Here is a 20133-nt window from a genome sequence, read left to right as displayed (position 1 = left end):
AGGCCGAGTTGCTGAAGGTGCTCGACCACCCGGAGATCCCGCTGCACACCAATGGCTCGGAGAACGACATCCGCTGCCAGGTGACCAAGCGCCATGTCAGCGGCGGCACCAGGACCGACGTCGGTCGTGACTGCCGCGATGCCTTCCTCGGCCTCGGCAAGACCTGCCGCAAGCTCGGGATCTCGTTCTGGAACTACCTTGGCGCCCGCCTCGGCGTGCCCGGCGCGCCGGCGGTGCCTCGCCTCGCCGAACTCATCCGCTGCCGCGGCCAGCCGGCCTGAGTGGGGCCGGGTCCCGGGGTTTTGCCCCGGTTACATCTGCCTTCTGTAAGTCGCTGATTTGAGCCATGGATTCAACGCGTGTGTCTCGTGACCGCGAACCCGGGCCTTGCCATCCAGCGAAGAGGAGACGAGCAGATACACAAGATCACTATTCTGTGCGGGTGTTATTGGGGGTTTCGCAGAAGCTCACTTCATGGAATCTGTTCCGTATCTCCTCTTGTGCGGAATCCTAAATGCCAACTTGTTTAATCACCGGTGTGACTGGCCAGGATGGAGCCTATCTGTCCCAACTGCTGCTGAGCAAAGGCTATAGGGTGATTGGCATGATGCGCCGATCGGCCTCAGCCGATATTGTGGGGGAGCGGCTGCGTTGGCTAGGCATATACAACGATATCGAACTGGTCGACGGCAACCTGACGGATCTTTCCAGTTTGCTTCGTCTGCTGAAGACCTACAAGCCAGATGAAATCTATAATCTGGCGGCACAAAGTTTCGTTGCCGCATCCTGGAATCAGCCCTTGCTGACCGGACAGGTTACAGCGATCGGAGCCACCAATGTGCTGGAGGCGATTCGGCTGTCACGACCAGAGGCTCGCTTTTACCAGGCGTCGTCCTCCGAAATGTTTGGGCGCATTCAGGAGCCGGTGCAGAACGAGCGCACGCCGTTCTATCCGCGTTCCCCCTACGCGGTGGCCAAGCTATATGCACATTGGATAACCGTGAACTATCGGGAGAGCTTCGGGCTGCACGCCTCTTGCGGAATTTTGTTCAACCACGAAAGCCCACTGCGTGGCATCGAGTTCGTTACGCGCAAGATCACCGATGGCGTCGCACGCATCAAATTAGGTCTGGCGCGTGAACTGCCTCTGGGTAATTTAGATGCGATGCGCGACTGGGGTCACGCGCGTGACTATGTTTATGCCATGTGGCTGATGCTGCAACAGCCCACGCCGGATGACTACGTGGTCGCCACTGGCCACAATACCACGATTCGGGAATTCTGCCGCCTCGCATTCAGCTACGTTGGTCTGAATTTTCAGGAGCATGTGGTCACGCGCAGCGATCTGATGCGCCCGGCGGAGGTCGATGTTCTGCTTGGCAATGCGACCAAAGCGAAGCGGAAGCTTGGTTGGCAACCGACAATCACGTTAGATGCCATGATCGCAGAGATGGTTGAGGCGGATCTGGCGCGACACACAAACCGCCTGAAGCATTGGAAATGACTGCTTCTCCTCGAACCATACTGCTGACCGGCGCGTCGGGATTTGTCGGCCGGCATCTAACGAGAGCGCTGTCCGCCGCGTATCCAACCGCCGCGTTACTCACGCCGCGCTTTGACGTACGGGACCCATCCGAGGTTGCTGCGGTCGTCCAAACTTCGCTGCCGGACGTTTGTGTTCACCTCGCAGCTGTGTCAGCAGTTACCGCAGCGGGGCAGGCTCCGGACCTTACTTGGCAGGTGAACTTTCACGGCACAATGCACCTAGCCTCGGCACTGGCGCGGTATGTGCCCGATTGTCAACTACTGTTTGCCTCGAGTGCCGATGCCTACGGTGCCTCGTTCCATAGTGGCGCAAAGCTGGACGAAAGTGCGCCTTTGGCGCCAATGAACGTCTATGCCGAAACCAAGGCGACAGCAGATTTTGCCTTGGCCGGTATGGCTCAGCAGGGGCTGCGAGTCGTCCGATTGCGCCCTTTCAACCACACTGGTCCGGGTCAATCCTCTGATTTCGTGGTACCCGCTTTCGCGCAACAGATCGTGCGCATCGCGGCTGGTCTTCAACCCCCTGTTCTACAGGCCGGCAATCTCGATGCGCGGCGTGATTTTCTCGATGTCCGGGATGTTTGTGCCGCCTACGTCGCGTGTACCGCCAAGCGTGATGCTCTGCGTCCAGGTGTGATCGTTAACCTGGCATCAGAGCAGCCGCGCCGCATTGGCGATGTCCTGACTGATCTCGCGACACTTGCAGGGATCACATTCGAGGTCAGGGTGGACAGCTCCCGGGTCCGTGATGCCGACATCCGCGTGGCTTGCGGCAGTGCGGCACGGGCACGAAAGCTGCTTGATTGGAGGCCAACGGTATCTTGGGAACAGACGTTGCAGGATGTGCTGGCAGACTGGCGTATTCGAATTGAGAACAGAGCAACCTGATCTAATGCTATCGCAGACCATCATCGCGCCGCTGCGATTTGGTCCCCCGGCAGGAGATAGGTCTAACGTTCCCAAGTGCCTGGCCAATTCAATCAGTTCGGCAGAGTGCAGGTTCGTGATGTCGATACAAAGCCGCCAGCTCGCCAGACGCGGCTCCGGCCGAACGGCCTGTTCAGTAAGCACCATCGGATAAGGGTCATACGTTGTTAATGGCAAACTATAAGGCTCTGCAACGGTGTCGCGTGAGCGGTAGCAAGACATTGCTGCCGGTTCTTGATCTCGGCGAGCAGGCGCTGACAGGTGTGTTTCCTCGCGATCCCGCCGCATCAGTTACAACCGGACCGCTTCGTTTGGCATGGTGTCCAGACTCGGGGTTGTTGCAACTCGCCCATTCCTCTGATCTGGGCGAGATGTATGGCGACAACTATGGCTATCGGTCCGGGTTGAATCCGAGCATGGTTCGCCATCTGACGCAGAAAGTACGCGAGCTTGAACAGCTCGTTGATCTGAAACCTGGAGACGTGGTTCTCGATATCGGTAGCAACGACGGCACCTTGCTGAAAGCCTATGCCACACCCGGGTTACAACGCATCGGCATTGATCCTACCGGCCCCAAGTTCCGCCAGTACTATCCGGACGACATCAAGCTGGTTCCCGAATTCTTCTCGAGCGATGCGTTTCGCCGGAGCGGTGCTCGGCAGGCGCGCATCGTCACCTCGGTTGCGATGTTCTACGATCTGGAAGACCCCATCAGCTTCTGCCGCGAAATCGAACAAGTCCTGGCGCCTGGTGGCATATGGCATTTCGAGCAGAGCTACATGCCATCGATGCTTCGCATGTGTTCCTACGACACCGTCTGTCATGAACACCTCGAGTACTATTCGCTAGGCGTGGTGAAACACTTACTGGATGCGGTTGGCCTTCGTGTACTGGATGTGAAGATGAACGCGGTCAACGGGGGCAGTTTCTCGGTCACGGCCGTGCGGCAGGGCGATCCGCGCCGAGGCACCGAGCCGGTAATCGAATGGCTGCTGCAACAGGAGGAACGGATGGGGCTGGATACTCCACGTCCGTATCGCGATTTTGAAGAACGAGTATACCGTCATCGGGAAGACCTCTTGCGCCTACTCAAGACTTTGGCCGCTGACGGCAAGAAAGTGATTGGCTACGGCGCGTCGACCAAAGGCAACGTTGTGCTGCAGTTTTGCGGCGTAACCTCAAACGAAGTGGCAGCCATTGCCGAAGTCAATCCTGACAAGTTCGGCGCCTACACACCTGGTACTGCGATTCCAATCATCTCGGAAACAGAAGCACATGCGATGAAGCCGGACTACTTCCTGGTGCTGCCGTGGCATTTCAAGGACGGCATCCTGCAGCGTGAGGCAGAATTCCTGGCAAATGGAGGTCGCCTGATCTTTCCCTTCCCCGAAATCGAGATCGTTTGAGGCGAAGGACGACGATGTTGCCAGGGGGGACATCCCAATGACGTTTGTGTCTTATGCACAGAATTTCGAGGATGTGCTGCTGCATCGTGTGTTCGGTGGTCAGGAGACCGGGTTCTACGTCGATGTCGGCGCTTTCCACCCGGTCGATGGCTCGACAACGAAGGCGTTCTACGACCGCGGCTGGAGCGGTATCAACATCGAGCCCGGATCGGTGTTCGCTGAACTGGAGGCAGCCCGTCCGCGCGATGTGAACCTGCAGATGGCGGTCATGGACCACGCCGGCGAAATCGCCTTCGTTGAGGACGAAGCCGACCGCGGAATGTCCCACGTCGTGACGAACGGTGATGGCACCGGCGTACAGCGTATGGTTCAGTGTGACACGTTGGAGGCGATCATCCGTGCGCACTCACGTGGCCGACCGGTGGACTTTATTAAGATTGATGCTGAAGGCGCTGAGGCGGCTATCGTGCGTGCGACGGATTGGCGCCGGCTTCGTCCGCGTGTGCTCCTGCTGGAAGCGACTTTGCCCTGGAGCAGTGCGCTTGCCAATCAGGAATGGGAGCCAAAACTGCTAGAGCAAGGATACGTCCGGGCCTATTTCGACGGCATCAACTGCTTCTATATCCCGGAAGAGGAGGTCTCCACACTACTGCGCCATTTCCAAGTGCCAGTGAATGTGCTGGACCGAGTTGTGCACCACGGTTTTGAGGCATGTTGCACCGCGCTTGAGCGTGAACGCCAGGCGACGGCGCGGCTGGCCGCAGAGCGGACCGCGCTCCAGACGATGATTGACAGTCAACAACGAGACGTGGCGCAACTTGCTGCGGACCGTGATGCAGTCGGCGTGGCTCTGGAAGGCCGGCAGAACGAGATGGTGCGACTTACCGTCGAACGGGACACGGCTCGCGCGAAAATAGAAAGTCGCCACAGCGAGGTGGCGCGACTTACCGTCGAACGGGACACGGCTCGTGCGGCAGTGGAAAACCAACAGAGCGAGGTGGCGCGACTTACCGTCGAACGGGACACGGCTCGTGCGGCAATGGAAAGCCTACAGAGCGAGGTGGCGCGACTTACCGTCGAACGGGACGCGGCTCGTGCGGCAATGGAAAGCCTACAGAGCGAGGTGACGCGACTTACCGTCGACCGGGGCACAACTCGTGCGCCGACGGAAGGTCAGCAAGGGAAGATGGCGCAACCGGCAGGCCGCGGCTTGACGCGCCGACTTGCTCTGGCTGCCTACAAACTCGTTCGTCCGGTCGTGCGGCCAATGGCTTGGCGGTTCCGCGGCTTCCTGATCGCCGGACTGTCGGAGCAACTACGACATCTCAATCAGCAGGTCGGAGCGTCGTCGGCTCCCTCTCAGCCGCTACATGTAGTGGCGATCGAGGCTGGCCAGGGCGAAATGCGCCGGCTGGCCGCGGAAGTCCTGGATGAGATACGCTTATTGGCGGTGGAAATGGAGCGCACGTTGCTGACGCTTGCGCTGGAACGCGCGCCGGAACGCCAAGCCGTGGACAGCCTTGATGAACCGACGGCAGATCACCCCGGGGCCGGGCAGGCTACCAAGCCGATCAAACTGCTACTTCCTCGTGGTCGTGTGGCTGAAGTGGAATGCATGGCAGGCGATCTGTCGATAGCGGCCCCGCTGAGCGCCTCAGGTGGCGACTGGGAACCACACATCCGGCACTATTTCGATACGGTCATTCAGCCGGACTGGACCTGCCTGGATATCGGAGCCAACATCGGCACGCACACGCTCTCGATGGCGGTGCTCGCGCACGCAGGCCGGGTGTTGGCATTCGAGGCAAACCCCGATAATTTCGCGCTGTTGAAACGAAATGTCGCTGGCCTGACTTGCAAGCGGGCAGTCATCCAGCCAGTACATATGGCGCTGTGGGACCGCCCAGGCGTGCTGGTATGTGGTGCTGCGGACGAGCTGTTGGGCTGCTCGTTCGTAGTCGATGATGGCTGTAGTGCGGATATATTTGAGCGACGGTTGCGGACAGTCGTAAATTCGGATGCGGTCAACGAAACGGCGCTGCATATGCGACTGAGTGAAGTGCCTGCGCTGCCGCTTGACATGTGGCTGAAAGAGAATCCCCTGCCACACCTGCACCTGATCAAACTGGATGTGGAGGGGGCCGAGGTACGGGTCATCCGCGGTGCCGACGCAACACTACGGCAATATCGGCCGATCCTGATCGTGGAGTATAATCCCGCCTGCGGCGAGATCTATTTCGGGCAAAGGTCAGATGCCCTGTTCCACGAGCTGGAGGCGCGATTTGCCGTCATCAACATGCTTGAGCCGGATGGTTCGTTAACGCCCGTCCCGCACTGGACGGCGTTGCAATCACGGCTCAGCGCTGGCAAGGGATGGGAGGATCTGGTTTGTGTTCCGGGCCCGTAGGCGCGGCGGAGCTGCTCGTCATGCACTACTGCGCAGCGCGTCTGGGGCTGCAACATTGCCACGGCGTGCTTTGCATATCTCGTACAACTCGTGATCGACCTGCGTTAGCTCCTGTAGCTTCGCCAAGGTTGCTGGCGGAAGTTCACCAAGCTCCGTGGTCATTGTTACATTTGCCTGTGGTATCTCGTTCGACGTCGGCGCCGGCAGTTTCAATAAGCCCGAAACACCGACCAGAAACTCGTGGAGCCGCTCACAGACCCCGACGAGCGCCATGGCCGCAAGAGTTTCTCGCGCGCTTCTCGCCAGAACCGGCTTGGTGACTTGCAGCGAAGCTTGTTCCAAGGCTTCCGCAAGTGCAAACCCGGACAATTCGTCGGCCGAAAAGCGGCTTGCCACAGCCCGCATATTGATGGATAGCCTTGCCAGGTAGCGAGCCTGATAATCTTCTATCATGACACGATTTTGATCATCTTGAACGAATTCAACGAAGCTTTGGCCAGATACCCTCGCGTGGTGTGGATGCTGCGCAGTCCGACGCACCTCATGCCAATGTGAGAACGTTCGCATGAGCGGGTTCCGCAGCACAGTGAATACTGTCAGATCAGGCCCCACGAATTGCGCGAGATAACTATGAAAGTGCCCGGCAAACACTTGATACTGATCAAGCTCTTGCGGCTGAATTCTCACCAGTTCATCAGCAATTCCCGCGTCGCAGAAATGATTCCCGAAGTGGGACTTCAGCCATATGCGAACGGAGGTTCCGGCTGTTTTTGGGATATGCTGGAAGTAGATGGTAGGGTTTCGTGTGCTCATCTTACGGCCGCGATGATACTGTTTAGTTTGGGTCCTGTGGAATCAAACAACCGACTATGGCACTCCCCTTTTTACTTCCGATGCTTGCAGTTCTCTTTTGGAAAAAGGGGAGTAGAGGCGCCGCAGGCCAAGGAAGATAGCCATCCGGTCACACCTCATTGCTTACCCAGGTGCGTCTCGATAGCAGCGGCAATGTCCGCGGGCGGCGGCTCACCTTTTCGAATAATCAGCAGCATGGATGTCGAGACGTATTGTCCGAGAAGCAGTTTGATGTGCTTGCGCCCATTGTAGAAGTACGGGGGATAGTCAAACTCGATGTCGTAACGGTGACTGCCCGGATCGAAATCCGGTGTCTCTAGAGCACAGCCAATGCTGCGTAGAGCGTAGCTGAGGCTTTCAATATCCTGCCGCCGATAGATGACGCTCGGGCCGGATGTAAGCGTTGCGCTGTTTGACGACACGTTGTACTCAGTTGTATGCACGGCATAGCCGCCAGGCTTGACGCACTGCATCGCCTCCAGTACAAAATTCAGACCCGCCTCGAGACTGCCAAGGTGCTCGAAGGAACATGAACTCCATACAAAATCGGCGTTTAGTCCCGACAGTACAGAAAGATCTTTCATGTCAACAGGCTGGAACTTGACGTTGGCATCGAAGACACCGCGACTCACGAGCCCATTGTGATAAAGTTCCTCAAGCGACGAGGCGTGTTGGTTCGTGTTACTCCAGCCAGCAGGATCCGACGCCAGGTCGGTGCCAAGTATCGACACACCTTCGGCGGCAAATACTGACGCCAGCGGCTCGGTTCCGACTGCGAAGCCGATCCCCGATCTTCCGGGACGAAGCAACCCGCGCTCTTGCAGCGCCTCCGCAATCGCGCACCACTCCCAGGCCTTTCGATGAGTGTTCCGTTCTTCGGCCTTAGTGTCGCGAATGGAAACCTCCAGACCCATCGCCTCGGCCCAGCGCACGTACCAGTCCTGATGAAAGTCGGCGTAGCGGCAAACCATCGACGTTAGCACGACGCCTCCTGAAATCATTCAACAGTACAGACAGCTGTGCGAGCTGCATAAAAGCTGGGCGCAAAGTGGACGTTCCAAACCATTAGCCTGTTGTGGTGCAGCCCTCCCATGCGCGAAATTTAGCCTGCAACTATGTCTGCTGCAAGGGCTCCCAACGACCATCACTGCCGTCTAGTTCCAGCCCAAGACAGATTCTTTGCGTTGCAGGCGCGCGACCTTACCATAGCGACTCCGTCAGGCCGACCTGGAGGCGCACGGCAAACCCGCCCCGACCGAGACTGATACACCGAAACTGGCAACCGAACGTTAGCGTCGGAACATCCACTTCCAATGCGACCTGATTCGATCCTGGCAGCACATCCTTCTGCTGCACAACCGTTGCGTCCGCACCAACCGCCACGTCAAACCTTGCGAACGCGCCGGTCGTTTCGTTGTGCGGGATGAACTCGAACGTCACGCGATGACGGCCGGCGCGGAGCGGCATGTAAGGACCGAAGAATACTATCCCAGGTTCGCCGGGCGATACCAGAACCCATTCCTCACCGTTCCTATACTCGGTCCAGCGGCCCGGCGCGACGACAAGACGCTGCGTCCGCTCCGGCCATGCTTTGTCGAATATTTCGGTTAAAAGAGCGCTGATCGCCTGTCTGTCTGGCGTTCGGGCAAGACGCCGGCTCTCGATCCACCATAAGAAGGATTGCTCCGGTTTGTCTCTTGCGGAGAACAGGCGCTCCGTAACGGTCCAATTGCATCCAGCAAAATTGGGATCATAGGGTAGCATGGCGCCTGTCTTCGGGTCCTGGCACAACCAAATCCCGGCCTCCTTCGTGATCTCGAAGCCAGCCAGTTCAAGCAGTTGCCGCATTTCCGGCACAGTAAGTTCGATGGTGTGCTCCGGCTGGCTCCATCGCAGCGGTTCGGTCATGGCCCGGTTCGGGCTGTCCACGCTCAGGGTGCCCCCCGGGCAAAGAACACGCGCCGCTTCAGCTAGGAAATCGGCCACCTCGCATGGCCATAGATGCTCGATGTTCTGGCCAGAGATCAACAGATCGCAGCTCTGGTCTGCTACGTCTTCCATATTGCCAGCGGTATTTGCAATCCAGGTCACGTTCGCGGGGAGCCCGTCCGGCTTCGATGCATAATATTCGATCCCGAGATGCTCCTGAACGTGGCCGTAGGTCTGTTCGATCCACTCGAAGTACCATAGACCTGCGCATCCCGCACTGAGTATCCGTCTAGCCCCGGCCGGCATGTCACGCATGAGTGCGCTGCGCGAATGATGCAAAATCAAATTAATATCAATATGAGGCGCGGCTGACGGAACAGACTGTACTTGTTCCATCGTGACATCCGACGGTGCCGGACCGTCGGCGCCGTTGGCGGCAAGCTTGTGGAAGACCGCATCGACCTTCGCGTCAAGCATAGCGACCTGCGCCGCCATCCCGTTTGTGCCGAGGGCGGACCGAATAAATCGTGTCGCCGGACGAAGGGCGTTGCGTAGCATCACCGTAGCTCCCCGAGAAACATCTTATAGCGCTGGCCGCGCGAGATTGCTACCGGCGTCAGGGTGCATCAGGCTTCCTGTGCCCAGTCCCCAAGCGCCCGGCCGAACGTAGCCCAGGTCGGTAACCGAATTCCGGCGGCTTCATCCCACAGGCGGGCCGCTGTCGCATCGTCCAACAGCGATGCCACCGCATCGGCAATCGAGGCGGCATCCATCCGCTCCAGCAGCCTCACCCCAGCCGGTAACAGTGCTGCGCTTGGCAGCCGAACGCTTGCGATTGCCGGAATGCCTGCGTACAACGCCTCATAAGGCGGCAAGCCAAAACCCTCCGCCTCACTTGGCATCACCACCGCACGGGCCTGCCTCAGTACAGCACGCAGCGCCTCGTCAGCTGGCTGTTCCATGACCACAAGATTTGGATTGGCCGCATGCCGGGCAAAGAACGCAAGTGCATCCTTCGCATCCGGTGACATGCGCCCGGCCACGACGAGACGTATCGCAATACCTCGGTTCCATAGCATTTCGAAAGCATCCAGCAGCGCCTGCGGATTCTTGCGAGGCTCCACAGTTCCAATGGCGACAAAATCGCGCCGGCTGGGTGAAAATACCTGCCGCTCCAGCTGAATTCCATCGGCACCCGGCTGGAGGATTGGCCCGACGGCCTCTAAATCGGGAACACGCCTGACACGACGAATATAATCCCGCCTGGTTTGGTCGCTTAGAAATGCAAGCCGGGTGGCTGCGCGCAGCCCGCGCAGGAAGTGCATGCAAGTCCGGGTCAGGCCTTGCGGGAATAGGTCAGGCCGCAGAAATGGCAGAAAGTCATACAAGTACCAGGACACGCTGGTACCTGTAGCGGCGATACGCAGATGCGCATCGGCCCGGATGGGAGAAAAGAACAGCTCCAGATTCAGCAGGCGCTTTACCTGAGCGGCTGCAACCGGCCGTGCCTTGTCCGCGAGATGCCGGAGTTGCTGCCGCTCCGCGTCACGGGCTTCCGGGCTGCCGTCATCGTCGGCACACAGCACCTCCAGGACGGCATCCGGTAGCTGGACGAACTGACCCTGCGCATCAATACGGCAGGGCAGCAATCGCGCCGGCCCTGGCCAGTGGCGGATCGCCTCACGTTCGATACGCTGGATGCCAGTGCGCAAAGGCGCTGCGACAAGCTCGGACAGGTCCAGATAAACGGGTTCTGGCATCACACCGTTTCCAGCATCGCAGGCCGCGCGACATCGTGCTCTGGTTCAAATCCCAGCGCCTGGCAAAGATGCCGGGCGTAGACGTCCATGCTCCGCTGCTCGGAAAAAGCGCGTCGCTCCGCTTCAGGACGCTCGGCCGCCATGCCGGCCGCCAGCAGATCCGCCAGCGCTTCCGCCAGCAGCAGCGGGCTGATTGCATCTGGTATGCAACGAATATAGTCCGGCACGCCGACCGCCGCTCCGAGCGACTGATTGGTCACGGCGGGCAACCCCGCGGCGGCACAATCCAGAAGCCCGCCCGACAGGCCGCCGAAGCCATAGGTGCGCAGTTGCACAGCCAGATCGGCGCCGATCAGGTAGTCGCGGTACATCTGGTCAGAAACATAGCCCTCGGCGAAGCGTACGTATCGGGTCAGGCCGAGTTGCTCCACCAGCGGACCCAGTCCCGGCGCGGATAGGCCCGCATCGGACTGGCCGACGAAATGCAGAGTGGCTGGTATTCCCCAGCCGCGCAGAACCTCAAGGGCCCATACGCATTCCTCTGGCGCCTTGTTGGCATGGACGAATCCGAATGTCGCGATCGCGATCTCGTTGGGTTCCAATCCCAGGCGGCGCCGCGCCTCGGTCCGGCGATCCTTCGTCAGTTCCTCCGGTGACCAGGGATGATAGATGCTGAAGGGCAGATAGATCGCTGTCGTCCCATACCGCTCTGCGAACATCCGTGCGGTAACGGGAGAGTGCACGATTGTAGGCGACGCGCTCTCGGCGATCTCGCTCAGAAACAGTGTCTCCAGCTTGCCCTCATCGTCGAGCCAGTCGTTCAGTTCGTCTTCCGTCACCAGCCGGCCGAGTTCCTTCGAGGCGACGGCGAGCGCGCGCTCCTGCCCCAGCAGATAGCGGTAGAACAGCAGCATCCTGGCGTCGTGGGCGATGCAGGCACCGCCATGGCGTTGCAGCAATTCAAAAATTCGTGTGTGGAAGTGCGAATTGCCGACAACGCTGACCGCGCGGTCGAAGCCGGTGCTGAGATGCGGGAGTTCCCCGAGCAGACGGACCGAAGCAACGTTGCGGAGTCGCGTCGGATTCGCCGTTTCGGTGAAGACATGCAGCTCGACAAAGCGTCCCAGCGCTTCACAAGTGGCAGCCGTATAATCCGCAACGCCGGAACGGTCCGGCGGAAGCGGCGACATCATGGCGATGCGCGGCCGGTATCCACGCCGTACCGCCGGTGCAGGCCCGGAAAGCCGGCGCCGGACCCCGTTCCAGAACCGGTCCCCCACGTCGGGGGCCCGGAAACGAGGCCATACAGTCGCCTGCGCCTCGACCACCGCCGTCCGCCAGCCGGCGTCGGTCGCCAGCCGCTCCAGCTTCGGCAGCAGGGCCGCATCGTCGTCCGCAGGGAAACGACATTCTGAATCAGGAACAAGCTCGGCGTGCGCAGGTATGTCGGAGACAAGGCACGGCACCCCGGCCGCCATGCCCTCGATAACCGGTATCGAGAAGCCCTCGTCGCGGGAGGCGCTGACAACGGCCAACGCCTTCCCGTAGAGGTCCACCAGCGCTTCGTCCGGCACATGGCCCGGGACCTCGATCAGGTCCGCGCGGCCGCCGGCCGCCGCCGCGATGGCGCGGAATTGATCAATGCTCGTCGGGGAATAACCGCCGGCCACCACCAGCGGAATGCCGCGGCCACGCTGCATGATCCCGGAGCGCGCATGCGCCCGAATGACGACCTCGGGGTTCTTTCGCGCATCACCGCCGCCGACGACCAGCAGGTGCCGTGGCGCCTGATGCGGCTGGGCCGATGCGGCGTTTTCGAAGCCTGGTGCCAGCGGGCAGCCTGTGACGGCAACCGAACGCTCCGGGACGCCCAGCAACGTCATCAGGTCACGCGCCGCGCTCTTCGATATCGGGGCGAAGAGATCGCAGCGCGCCAGCCAGCGCAGCCTGTTCGCATACTCCAGCCGCTGCGCCGGTCCGGGCAGGTATCGGTCCGGATGACGCCACGGTATGAAGTCATACACCACCGCGACGCGCAGCAGGTTCGGGTCGGTCAGCAGCCGGGCGGAGAACAACGGATCATGCGTCATCGGCGACAACGTGATGAAGCCGGCCGGTGGCGACCCCGGTCGCGCCGCGCCGCTGGCGGCATAGGCGTTGATGTAAATGCTCTGCACCGCCGCGCGCGCCGCCGGCAGCAGGGCCGGCAGGGCGGGATCCACCAGGCCGGACAGATGCCAGCCCGGCGGCGCGTGCCGCAGCAGCGTCAGCGCATGGCGGCCCACGCCGCGTGAGGTGTAGTGCGGGTCCTGCAGGCACCGCATGTCGACGACGATGGTCGGGGATTCGCGACGCCACGCCATGCGTTCCTGCTCTCGTTCGTCCATCATTACCGCCATGCTGCATTGGCGTTCAGACTATCGCCGCCGGAAACAAATGCCCAGGCCCGTGCCGAAGGTTTTCCGCGGGACCGCTCGACGGCATGGCCGGACAATCCTGCAACATGCGTGACGGGGCGAAAATCGACGGGACATCGGCCAGGACGGTGCGGGACACCGCAATCCATGACGGCGCCGTCGAATGGGTGGACACCTTATCACCACGAACCCGATCCGCACCTGCGGGCAACCGGTCCGGGCCGCATCCCGTCCCGGGGCCGCGGGTCGCATGCGATGCGCAAGGAGACCGGATTGCCCGGCAGGAGCGTCCGGTTGAGGGTGGTGCGGGCGCGCGTGTCGTCGGACTCCAGGCCGGGGCTGCGCCCGCGCGTGCGGGATCCCGGCCCAAGGCGCCGGCCGACGACGGCCGCGTCGCGATGTCGCGATACATCGCGATCCCGAGGACGCCATGCCTGGCGACCCGATGACGATGGCGCCGATCGGCCTTACGCGATCTCCAGCGCGCGCAGGATCGGCAACGGCTCGTCCGCGAAGGCGACCGCCTGGCCGACGAGTTCATCAATGTTCGCGCCGGCGGTTTCCAGCGTCTGGCCGTCCTTGACCAGCTTCTGCCCCTGGTCCGACAGCAGCTGCCACACCGACCGCGCCCAGTCGGCCGGACGCTCACCGCCGCGGCTGCGGGCCAGCAGGAACAGTTGCTGGAACCGGTTGACCGCAACGCCGGCGCCGATCACCGGGCTGGCGAGGAAGGCGATGTCGCTGTTCAGGCGCGCGCGCTCGATCAGGTGCCGGTTGAGCGCGTCGCTGGTCTGGCGGACCGACTGCACCGCGGCCTCATTCTGGCAGGGCGCCGCGTGGCCGGCGCCGACCAGCACCGCGGCGGCTTCGACAAGCCGGGCGAGCGCCACGCCCGGCAGCGCCTGCATCAGGTCGCCGAGCGTCTTTGGTGCATAGGCGCCCGATGCCAGTTCGGCCAGCAGCGGCGCATGGACGGCTTCCTGCAGCGTCGCTTCGTGCGCCGCGCCCTTGACCTTCAGCGGGATCAGATCGGCCCGGCGCAGCAGCACGATGCGGGTCGCCAGCAGGGCCTCGCGATGCTCCCGCGGCGACAGCCGGCGCACGCCGCGCTGGTAGATGTCGCGGCGGAATTGCGCATTCACGAAGTCGTCGCGGATCTGCTCGCGTAGGATCGGGTGCTCGACGCCGTTCAGGAAGGCCATGCCGTCGGCCGTGGGGTTGACCGCGTCCAGAACATCCAACGGTGTGCCGGCGGTGACAAGGTCGAGCCTTGCTGCCGCCATCGCTTCGGCTTGGATGGGCAGTGCAGGGCGGTGGCCTCGATCCCGTTGCTGCCTGTCGCGCCGGCTGAGGCCACGTACGCCACCCCAGCACCGCAAGCTCGGCGTCGGCTTCGGGGCGGAACGATAGTTCGTTTTACGGGCGGTCGTTCCCGGGGACGCCAACCGCGCGGGCAACATCAATCATACCAGCCCGCATAAAGAATCACTCATCCACGGTCGCGAAGCGCCTTTCATCCGGGTCTGGAGGCCAACATCGATGGGTGATTCTTTTCGCGGGTTGGTATCAGACACTGCTCGAACCGATGGGCGAAGCCGGTCACATCCATCAACGGGGATGCCCGCATCCGCTCGCGCAGCCCGGCGCGCAGGGCCGCCAGCCGCTCGCGATTCCTGGCCAGTTCGACCGCGATCCGCACGTACTCCTCGGCCGTCGTCGCCGCCAGTTCCGGCAGACCGATCGCCGAGAGGAAGGCAAAGGTCTGCCGGCTCACCACCCGGCCCTGCGGCGAGGTCACCGCCGGCACGCCCATCCACAGCGCCTCGCAGCTTGTCAGGCCGCCACTGAACGGGAATGGATCAAGCGCGATGTCGAGGTCGGCGTACTCCTTCAGGACCTCGGCGTGGAAGGACGGGCCGCGTAGGTCGATACGCGCGGCGGCGATGCCGCGCCGGGCGAAGGCGCCGCGCACCGATTGGCGCAGGGCGTCGTCGTTGAAGGTGCGCCACTTCAGCACCAGCCGCGACTCCGGCACCGCCGCCAGGATGCGGGCCCAGGCGTCGAACACCCCATCGTTCAGCTTGGCGGTGTTGTTGAAGCTGCCGAAGGTGATGCGGCCGGACGCCAGGCACGGCGGCGGGGCAACCGCGGCCGGCGCCCAGGAGACCGGCTGGTAGCAGAACCGCCCGCCCGGCAGCCGCATGATCGGCTCGACGAACTGTGCCTCGGTTCCCGGCGGCGCGTGCCAGTCATCCAGCAGGACGGCATCCATGCAGGCGAGGCCGGTGGTGGGGACGGCGGAGCCATCGCGGTTACGCCGCTCGGTGATGCGCAGCTACATGCCTATGGCATAAGCATGATAATGCCGAAAAGATTACTGAATCTCTCATACACGTGTGTCCATGACTGTCGCATGTTGTCAGGGATGACCGGAGCAAAAGTCCAGAAAAACTGCGGCTTTCCCGGTGGCACAGCGTTGCAGTCCGATGCGGGCCAACAAGCAAACCCCGCCCCTTTTTCAAGGGACGGGATTCACCGGCCGCCGCCGACCGACCGGCTGAGCGGGACGCAAGAAACGAAGATCAGCCGACCAGGTGCAGGACGCCGGCGGTCGCAGTGCTCGCGCTGGTGAGCGTGTGCGCGCCCGTCAGCTCGACAACGGTGTCGGGGTTCGCGAAGTTGCTGCCTATCGCACCCGCTTGTTCAACGAGGTACGTGTTGCCCTGGAACTGGAACGCACCGATCCCATGTTGTGCAAGATCTCCGCCGCCACCGGCGAGGACGCCGGCGACAGCCCCCGCGAGCGTCGTCGGGTTGTTCCCGAACGTGTTGATCTGCGCCGCCGTGTAGGCGGTGACCGTGCCGTTCGCCAAGGAGTCACCCACGAAGGTGATGGTGTCGGCGCCGCTGGTGTTGAGGCCCGTGATGATCGCCGTCGGAGCAATGGTTCCGGGGGGAAGGCTTCCCGCGACCTTGACATTGTCGGTGGTTGCCGTGGTGCTGTGAGTCCCGAACGTCACGTTGTTGGTCGCCGCGGCACCGAGGGTAACCGTGTTGGCACCCGTCCCCGCCGTGATGTTGACGGTCGCACCGGTAGTGGCGGCGGTATCCGTGACGCTGTTGGTGCCGTTGCCCAGGGTGACGCTGTCGGTCTTGCCCGAGGCAGTGGCGCCGCCAAGCGTCAGGCTGACATTGGCGTTGTCGGCCGAGCCATTCACCGTGATGCCGTTGGTGCCGTCCGTGACCGTGCCGAGTGCGATGGCATCGGTTCCGGTGAGGGTCAACGTCGCCAGGTTGGCGGCGGCCAGGCCGGTGAGCGTGATGCCCGCCGTCCCGCTGCTGGTGCCGTTGATCGTCAACGCCGAGGCATTCGTGGTCAGCGCGCTACCAATGGTCAGCCCACCCGTGCCCGCGACGTTCAGGGCCGTCAGCGACGCATCGTGCAGCGTGGTCACGGTGTTCGCCGCGGCCGTTGTGCTGGCATTGCTGGTGACGTTGAGCGTGCCGATGCCGTTGAGCGAACTGTCTTCCACGGTCAGTCCGGCCACCGTGAAGCCGGCCTGGTTGCTGGCCGCGCCGAGCGTCAGCCCCAGGCTGTCCGTGGGGCCGGCGGTATCGGAGGTCTGGTAGACCAGCGTGCCGGCGAATGCACCGTCGATGCTCAGCGGGCTGCCGGGGGCGACGTTGGTGACCTGAATAACGCCGGCATTCGCATTCGCCTGGACGTCCAGGCCGGTGAAGCCGGTGATCTTGCTCAGGTCGAAGGTTTCGCCGCCCGTGACAGCCGAACCGAGCCCGAGCACCTTGAAGCCGGAAACCGTGCCCAGGTACGTGGTCGCGGCCGGGGCGGTGGCACTGTTCCAGATGATTTCCTCCTTGGCCGAGCCGTTGCCGGTGATCGTCTTGGTGGCCGGGGCGCTGATGGTCACGACATCGGTGCCAGTGCTGGTCGAGGTGAAGGTGGTGTTGGCGCCCAGCGTGATCCCCAGGCCCGCCCCGCCGCTGACGGCGACCGTCGTGGCCGGGGTCGTTCCGCCGAGCGTCAGGTTCTGCGTGCCGGAGACGTTCAGCGTCTTCAGGCCGGTATCGGCGAAGCCACCGAGGGTCGACGCGGTGGTGCCACCGGTCGTGACGTTCAGGGTCGCGATCTCGTTGTTGGTGTCGGTGATGCCGGTGCTGTCGGTGACGCCGTTGGCCGCTAGATTGAGGGTCGTGGCGGTCGGGGTCGTCAGGGCGTCGGTGAGCGTGACGCCGCCGCCCGTGCCGGCCAGGGCCAGATTGGCCAGGGCGTTGTCTTTGATCGTGGCGCCGGCGCCGTAGTTGTTCAGCGAGGCGCTGGTGATGGTGCCCGCCGCGGTGCTGCTGGTGCCGTTCGCATCGGTGATGGTCACCGCGCCATCAGCGACGCCGCCGACGCCGGTGACGGCGGCCGTAGAGCCGCTTCCGGCCGTCACGACGGTCGCTAGCGGAGGATCGATGGCCGAGCCGGTAGCTATCCCGGTCCCGACAAGGCTTGCCGCGGTGTTCGCTGTCACATCCGTGAACGTGCTCGTCGCGACGGACAGGTCCGTAGGACCCGTGACAGTCCAGGACACTCCCAGGCCCGTAACCGACAGGCCGGCGATGCTCGCGCCGTTGGCGACCGCAGCCACCTGATTGGGCGTGAATGTGGCGGATCCGTCGCTGGTAACCGTCACCCCGCCGATTGTCTGGGTTCCGGGGAGCGCGATCCCGAACCCAGCCCACGTGACGGTGTCGACCGCGGTCGTCCCTCCGCTGGCGGCCACACCCGCGACCGGCGACACCGGCGCGGTCTGCGTCACGGAGGCGGACGTGGTCGTGGACGTTCCGGTTATGCCTATCGTGCCGCCCGTCGCGGTCCAACTGCCGATCTGGCCTCCGGCAGGGGCGGCGATGTTCTGCGTGACGTTGACTGTGGTCCCGCCGGTCGTGGCGATCGTGCTGCCGATTTGGTTGCTGCCGTTTGCGGGCGCCGCATCATTGATGGTCGCGGTTATCGTGCCGGTCGGCGCGGTCGTGCCGCCGATGGCGATGGCTCCACCCGTGGTGACACCAGCGGCCGTCAGGGTCACGTTCGAGCCGCCGTCGATCGTCTCATTATTGCCCGCGGCGGCCAGATCGTTCACGGCGATGGCGGTGGTCGGCGCGGCGGTGGCGGCGGTGCCGCCGACATCCTTGATGTTCAGCGCCGTCAGGCCAGAGAAGCCTTCAATGCTCGATGCGGTATCGACACTCCCGACAGCCTCACCGGAGACCAGGTTCAGGGTCTGGATGTTGGAGACGGTGATGCCGGCGGTGGTCGTAGCGGTGATCCACGTGCCGCCCGTGCTGATATCCGAAAGATTCAGCGTGTTCCCGGTGCTGCCGGCCGGTGCGACGATCGTGTCGCCGGGCGTGTAGGTGGCGCCGGTGCCGTTGGCGGTGCCGCTTACGACGTTGTTGTCGCCGGTCAGGGCGGGCGTATCGATGCCGGTAGTGAGCGTAAAGGTCGAACCCGTTGGACTGGAACTATACAGCGTGCCCGTGTACGCCGTGGTGGGGTTATTCACGGCATTGACGAGGAAGCTGCTCACCGGCAACGTCGCGCGCTTGAGCGCTTCCGGCGAGAGCGAGACATCGACCTCGATCTCCGCCGTGGTCAAATTCAAGGCTTGCCATGCCTGCAGCGCACCGGCCTCGGGCGCCCGGCCGAGCGCGTTCTCATACAATGCGTTCAGGAAGGTCTGGTTGACCGTGGTGCCATAGAGCTTCTGGCTCTCGGGCGAGCCAGCGATGTCGGCTTCGACCTGCGCCATGGTCAGGGTGCCGCTGTCTGCAAGTTGCACCCAGTTGTACAGTCCGGTTTGGGCAGGCAGGCGGTTCAAGGCTCCCTGAAACATCTCCACGATGGGCGCGACATTGTTATGTGATTCAAACGAGTTGGCGAGATCCCCTTGCACCTGGGCGGACGTGAGCGCGTTGCTGTCCAGCAGGTTCGACCAGGTCGTGACCTCCTCGGGGGTCGCCGGGCGGTTCAGAATGGTGGTGTAGTAGCCTTGGACGGTGTTGGCGGTCGTAACCATGTTCTCAATCCTTGGGTTGCTTGAAGGCAATCAATACGGGGCGGTCGTTTATGGACGCTTCAATGAGGGTGGTGGGCGATCTCCTTGCCGGCGATCGGGAGGGTCACGGATCATGCAGGCGTTCATTGCTTGTTGTGTGGGCGATGGCAGGCTGTGTGCCTGCCCGGGTGAAAGCCGTCTGACCGGCGCGATCGGCTGCATCCGCCGCCCGCGCACGGCCGGACTGTCCGCGTGTCACAACGAGCCGCCGCGAAGACGTTAGGCGCCGGGACCGCGCGCTTCAGGCCCCGACGCGATGCCGTGTCGCGATCGATCACGTGCTGCCAACTCCGATGTCGCAGAAATAGGGTCGGTTGCCGCTGCTCCCGGGGATCCCGGCGGCGAGCTATCCGAAGCGTGGGGTTTCCACGCCGGACGCAAGCCCGAGGGAGGAGCCGGTATCGCTGCAGACACGAATGATATCTTTGGAAATCATGTTTTTTGTTCCTCGCATCTGCCCTGGCGGGCATCGGGCGGTTCGTGCAAGCGCTGGATTCACGTGGCCGGCGATAAGCGCTGGGGTCCCGGTCGTCGTGACTGTTAGAGAAAGGTGTGTTCCAACACTTATGCGTCTTATGCGGGTGCCACATCGGTGTCAATCAACGTAGTAAATATCCCCCGGCAGAGCCGGGGGCTTTATGGTGTTGGCCGCTCAAAGCGGCCGGGCGGGTCGCTGACGCGGCCCGTTGAGTGTGAGCCGCTCAAAGCGGCAAGCGGGACCGCTAACGCGGTCCCGGGTTCAGTTGGCCACTAAAGTGGCCGGTTCAG

12 protein-coding genes and 1 pseudogene are annotated in these 20133 nt (G+C 62.5%); 5 read left to right on the top strand and 8 right to left on the bottom strand.

Features of this window, described 5'->3' with window-relative positions:
* The 5 genes and pseudogenes from CCS01_RS16330 to CCS01_RS16310 form a co-directional block, all read left to right on the top strand.
* Positions 1-281, top strand: a pseudogene (locus tag CCS01_RS16330) (IS66 family transposase); the annotation flags it as partial.
* A 233-nt stretch (positions 282-514) separates the two neighbouring features.
* A complete protein-coding gene (locus CCS01_RS16325; RefSeq protein ID WP_104519851.1) occupies positions 515-1504 on the top strand; it encodes a GDP-mannose 4,6-dehydratase in 990 nt (329 codons plus the stop codon).
* Positions 1501-2433: a GDP-mannose 4,6-dehydratase gene (locus CCS01_RS16320; RefSeq protein WP_104519850.1), complete on the top strand. Its 933-nt coding sequence runs from the start codon at positions 1501-1503 to the stop codon at positions 2431-2433. The genes CCS01_RS16325 and CCS01_RS16320 overlap by 4 nt, the downstream gene beginning before the upstream one ends.
* 242 nt (positions 2434-2675) lie before the next feature.
* Positions 2676-3878, top strand: coding sequence for a class I SAM-dependent methyltransferase (locus tag CCS01_RS16315; protein WP_239992196.1), 1203 nt, complete (start codon positions 2676-2678; stop codon positions 3876-3878).
* 37 nt (positions 3879-3915) lie between these two features.
* Positions 3916-6285: an FkbM family methyltransferase gene (locus CCS01_RS16310; protein ID WP_104519848.1), complete on the top strand. Its 2370-nt coding sequence runs from the start codon at positions 3916-3918 to the stop codon at positions 6283-6285.
* A gap of 18 nt (positions 6286-6303) precedes the next feature.
* Here CCS01_RS16310 and CCS01_RS16305 read toward each other — a convergent pair whose 3' ends face one another.
* The 8 genes from CCS01_RS16305 to CCS01_RS16270 form a co-directional block, all read right to left on the bottom strand.
* Positions 6304-7098 carry a sulfotransferase family protein gene (locus CCS01_RS16305; RefSeq protein WP_104519847.1) on the bottom strand — a complete coding sequence of 265 codons (795 nt, stop codon included), beginning with the start codon at positions 7096-7098 and terminating at the stop codon, positions 6304-6306.
* Between the two features lie 155 nt (positions 7099-7253).
* Positions 7254-8120, bottom strand: coding sequence for a methyltransferase domain-containing protein (locus tag CCS01_RS16300; protein ID WP_158258438.1), 867 nt, complete (start codon positions 8118-8120; stop codon positions 7254-7256).
* A gap of 217 nt (positions 8121-8337) precedes the next feature.
* On the bottom strand, positions 8338-9624 hold the full coding sequence (locus CCS01_RS16295) for a class I SAM-dependent methyltransferase (protein WP_104519845.1): 1287 nt from the start codon (positions 9622-9624) through the stop codon (positions 8338-8340).
* Between the two features lie 68 nt (positions 9625-9692).
* Positions 9693-10826 (bottom strand): glycosyltransferase, encoded by a 1134-nt coding sequence (locus tag CCS01_RS16290; RefSeq protein ID WP_104519844.1) that lies wholly within the window; start codon positions 10824-10826, stop codon positions 9693-9695.
* Positions 10826-13216 (bottom strand): glycosyltransferase, encoded by a 2391-nt coding sequence (locus CCS01_RS16285; protein ID WP_158258437.1) that lies wholly within the window; start codon positions 13214-13216, stop codon positions 10826-10828. Before CCS01_RS16285 ends, CCS01_RS16290 begins: the two co-directional genes overlap by 1 nt.
* Before the next feature lie 494 nt (positions 13217-13710).
* Positions 13711-14526 carry a methyltransferase regulatory domain-containing protein gene (locus CCS01_RS16280; protein WP_158258436.1) on the bottom strand — a complete coding sequence of 272 codons (816 nt, stop codon included), beginning with the start codon at positions 14524-14526 and terminating at the stop codon, positions 13711-13713.
* Between the two features lie 230 nt (positions 14527-14756).
* A complete protein-coding gene (locus CCS01_RS16275; RefSeq protein WP_104519841.1) occupies positions 14757-15515 on the bottom strand; it encodes an O-linked N-acetylglucosamine transferase family protein in 759 nt (252 codons plus the stop codon).
* Between the two features lie 310 nt (positions 15516-15825).
* Positions 15826-19326, bottom strand: coding sequence for a beta strand repeat-containing protein (locus CCS01_RS16270; RefSeq protein WP_104519840.1), 3501 nt, complete (start codon positions 19324-19326; stop codon positions 15826-15828).
* Positions 19327-20133 lie beyond the last annotated feature (807 nt).

It is taken from the genome of Rhodopila globiformis (assembly GCF_002937115.1).
Classification (GTDB): Bacteria; Pseudomonadota; Alphaproteobacteria; order Acetobacterales; family Acetobacteraceae; genus Rhodopila; species Rhodopila globiformis.
This window is presented reverse-complemented; position numbering and strand designations above follow the sequence as displayed.

Bases quoted from the DNA above. Each gene is read 5' to 3' on its own strand.
- CCS01_RS16325 (WP_104519851.1), top strand. From the start codon at position 515: ATGCCAACTTGTTTAATCACCGGTGTGACTGGCCAGGATGGAGCCTAT.
- CCS01_RS16320 (WP_104519850.1), top strand. From the start codon at position 1,501: ATGACTGCTTCTCCTCGAACCATACTGCTGACCGGCGCGTCGGGATTT.
- CCS01_RS16310 (WP_104519848.1), top strand. From the start codon at position 3,916: ATGACGTTTGTGTCTTATGCACAGAATTTCGAGGATGTGCTGCTGCAT.
- CCS01_RS16305 (WP_104519847.1), bottom strand. From the start codon at position 7,098: ATGAGCACACGAAACCCTACCATCTACTTCCAGCATATCCCAAAAACA.
- CCS01_RS16295 (WP_104519845.1), bottom strand. From the start codon at position 9,624: ATGCTACGCAACGCCCTTCGTCCGGCGACACGATTTATTCGGTCCGCC.
- CCS01_RS16290 (WP_104519844.1), bottom strand. From the start codon at position 10,826: ATGCCAGAACCCGTTTATCTGGACCTGTCCGAGCTTGTCGCAGCGCCT.
- CCS01_RS16285 (WP_158258437.1), bottom strand. From the start codon at position 13,216: ATGATGGACGAACGAGAGCAGGAACGCATGGCGTGGCGTCGCGAATCC.
- CCS01_RS16280 (WP_158258436.1), bottom strand. From the start codon at position 14,526: ATGGCGGCAGCAAGGCTCGACCTTGTCACCGCCGGCACACCGTTGGAT.
- CCS01_RS16275 (WP_104519841.1), bottom strand. From the start codon at position 15,515: ATGGATGCCGTCCTGCTGGATGACTGGCACGCGCCGCCGGGAACCGAG.
- CCS01_RS16270 (WP_104519840.1), bottom strand. From the start codon at position 19,326: ATGGTTACGACCGCCAACACCGTCCAAGGCTACTACACCACCATTCTG.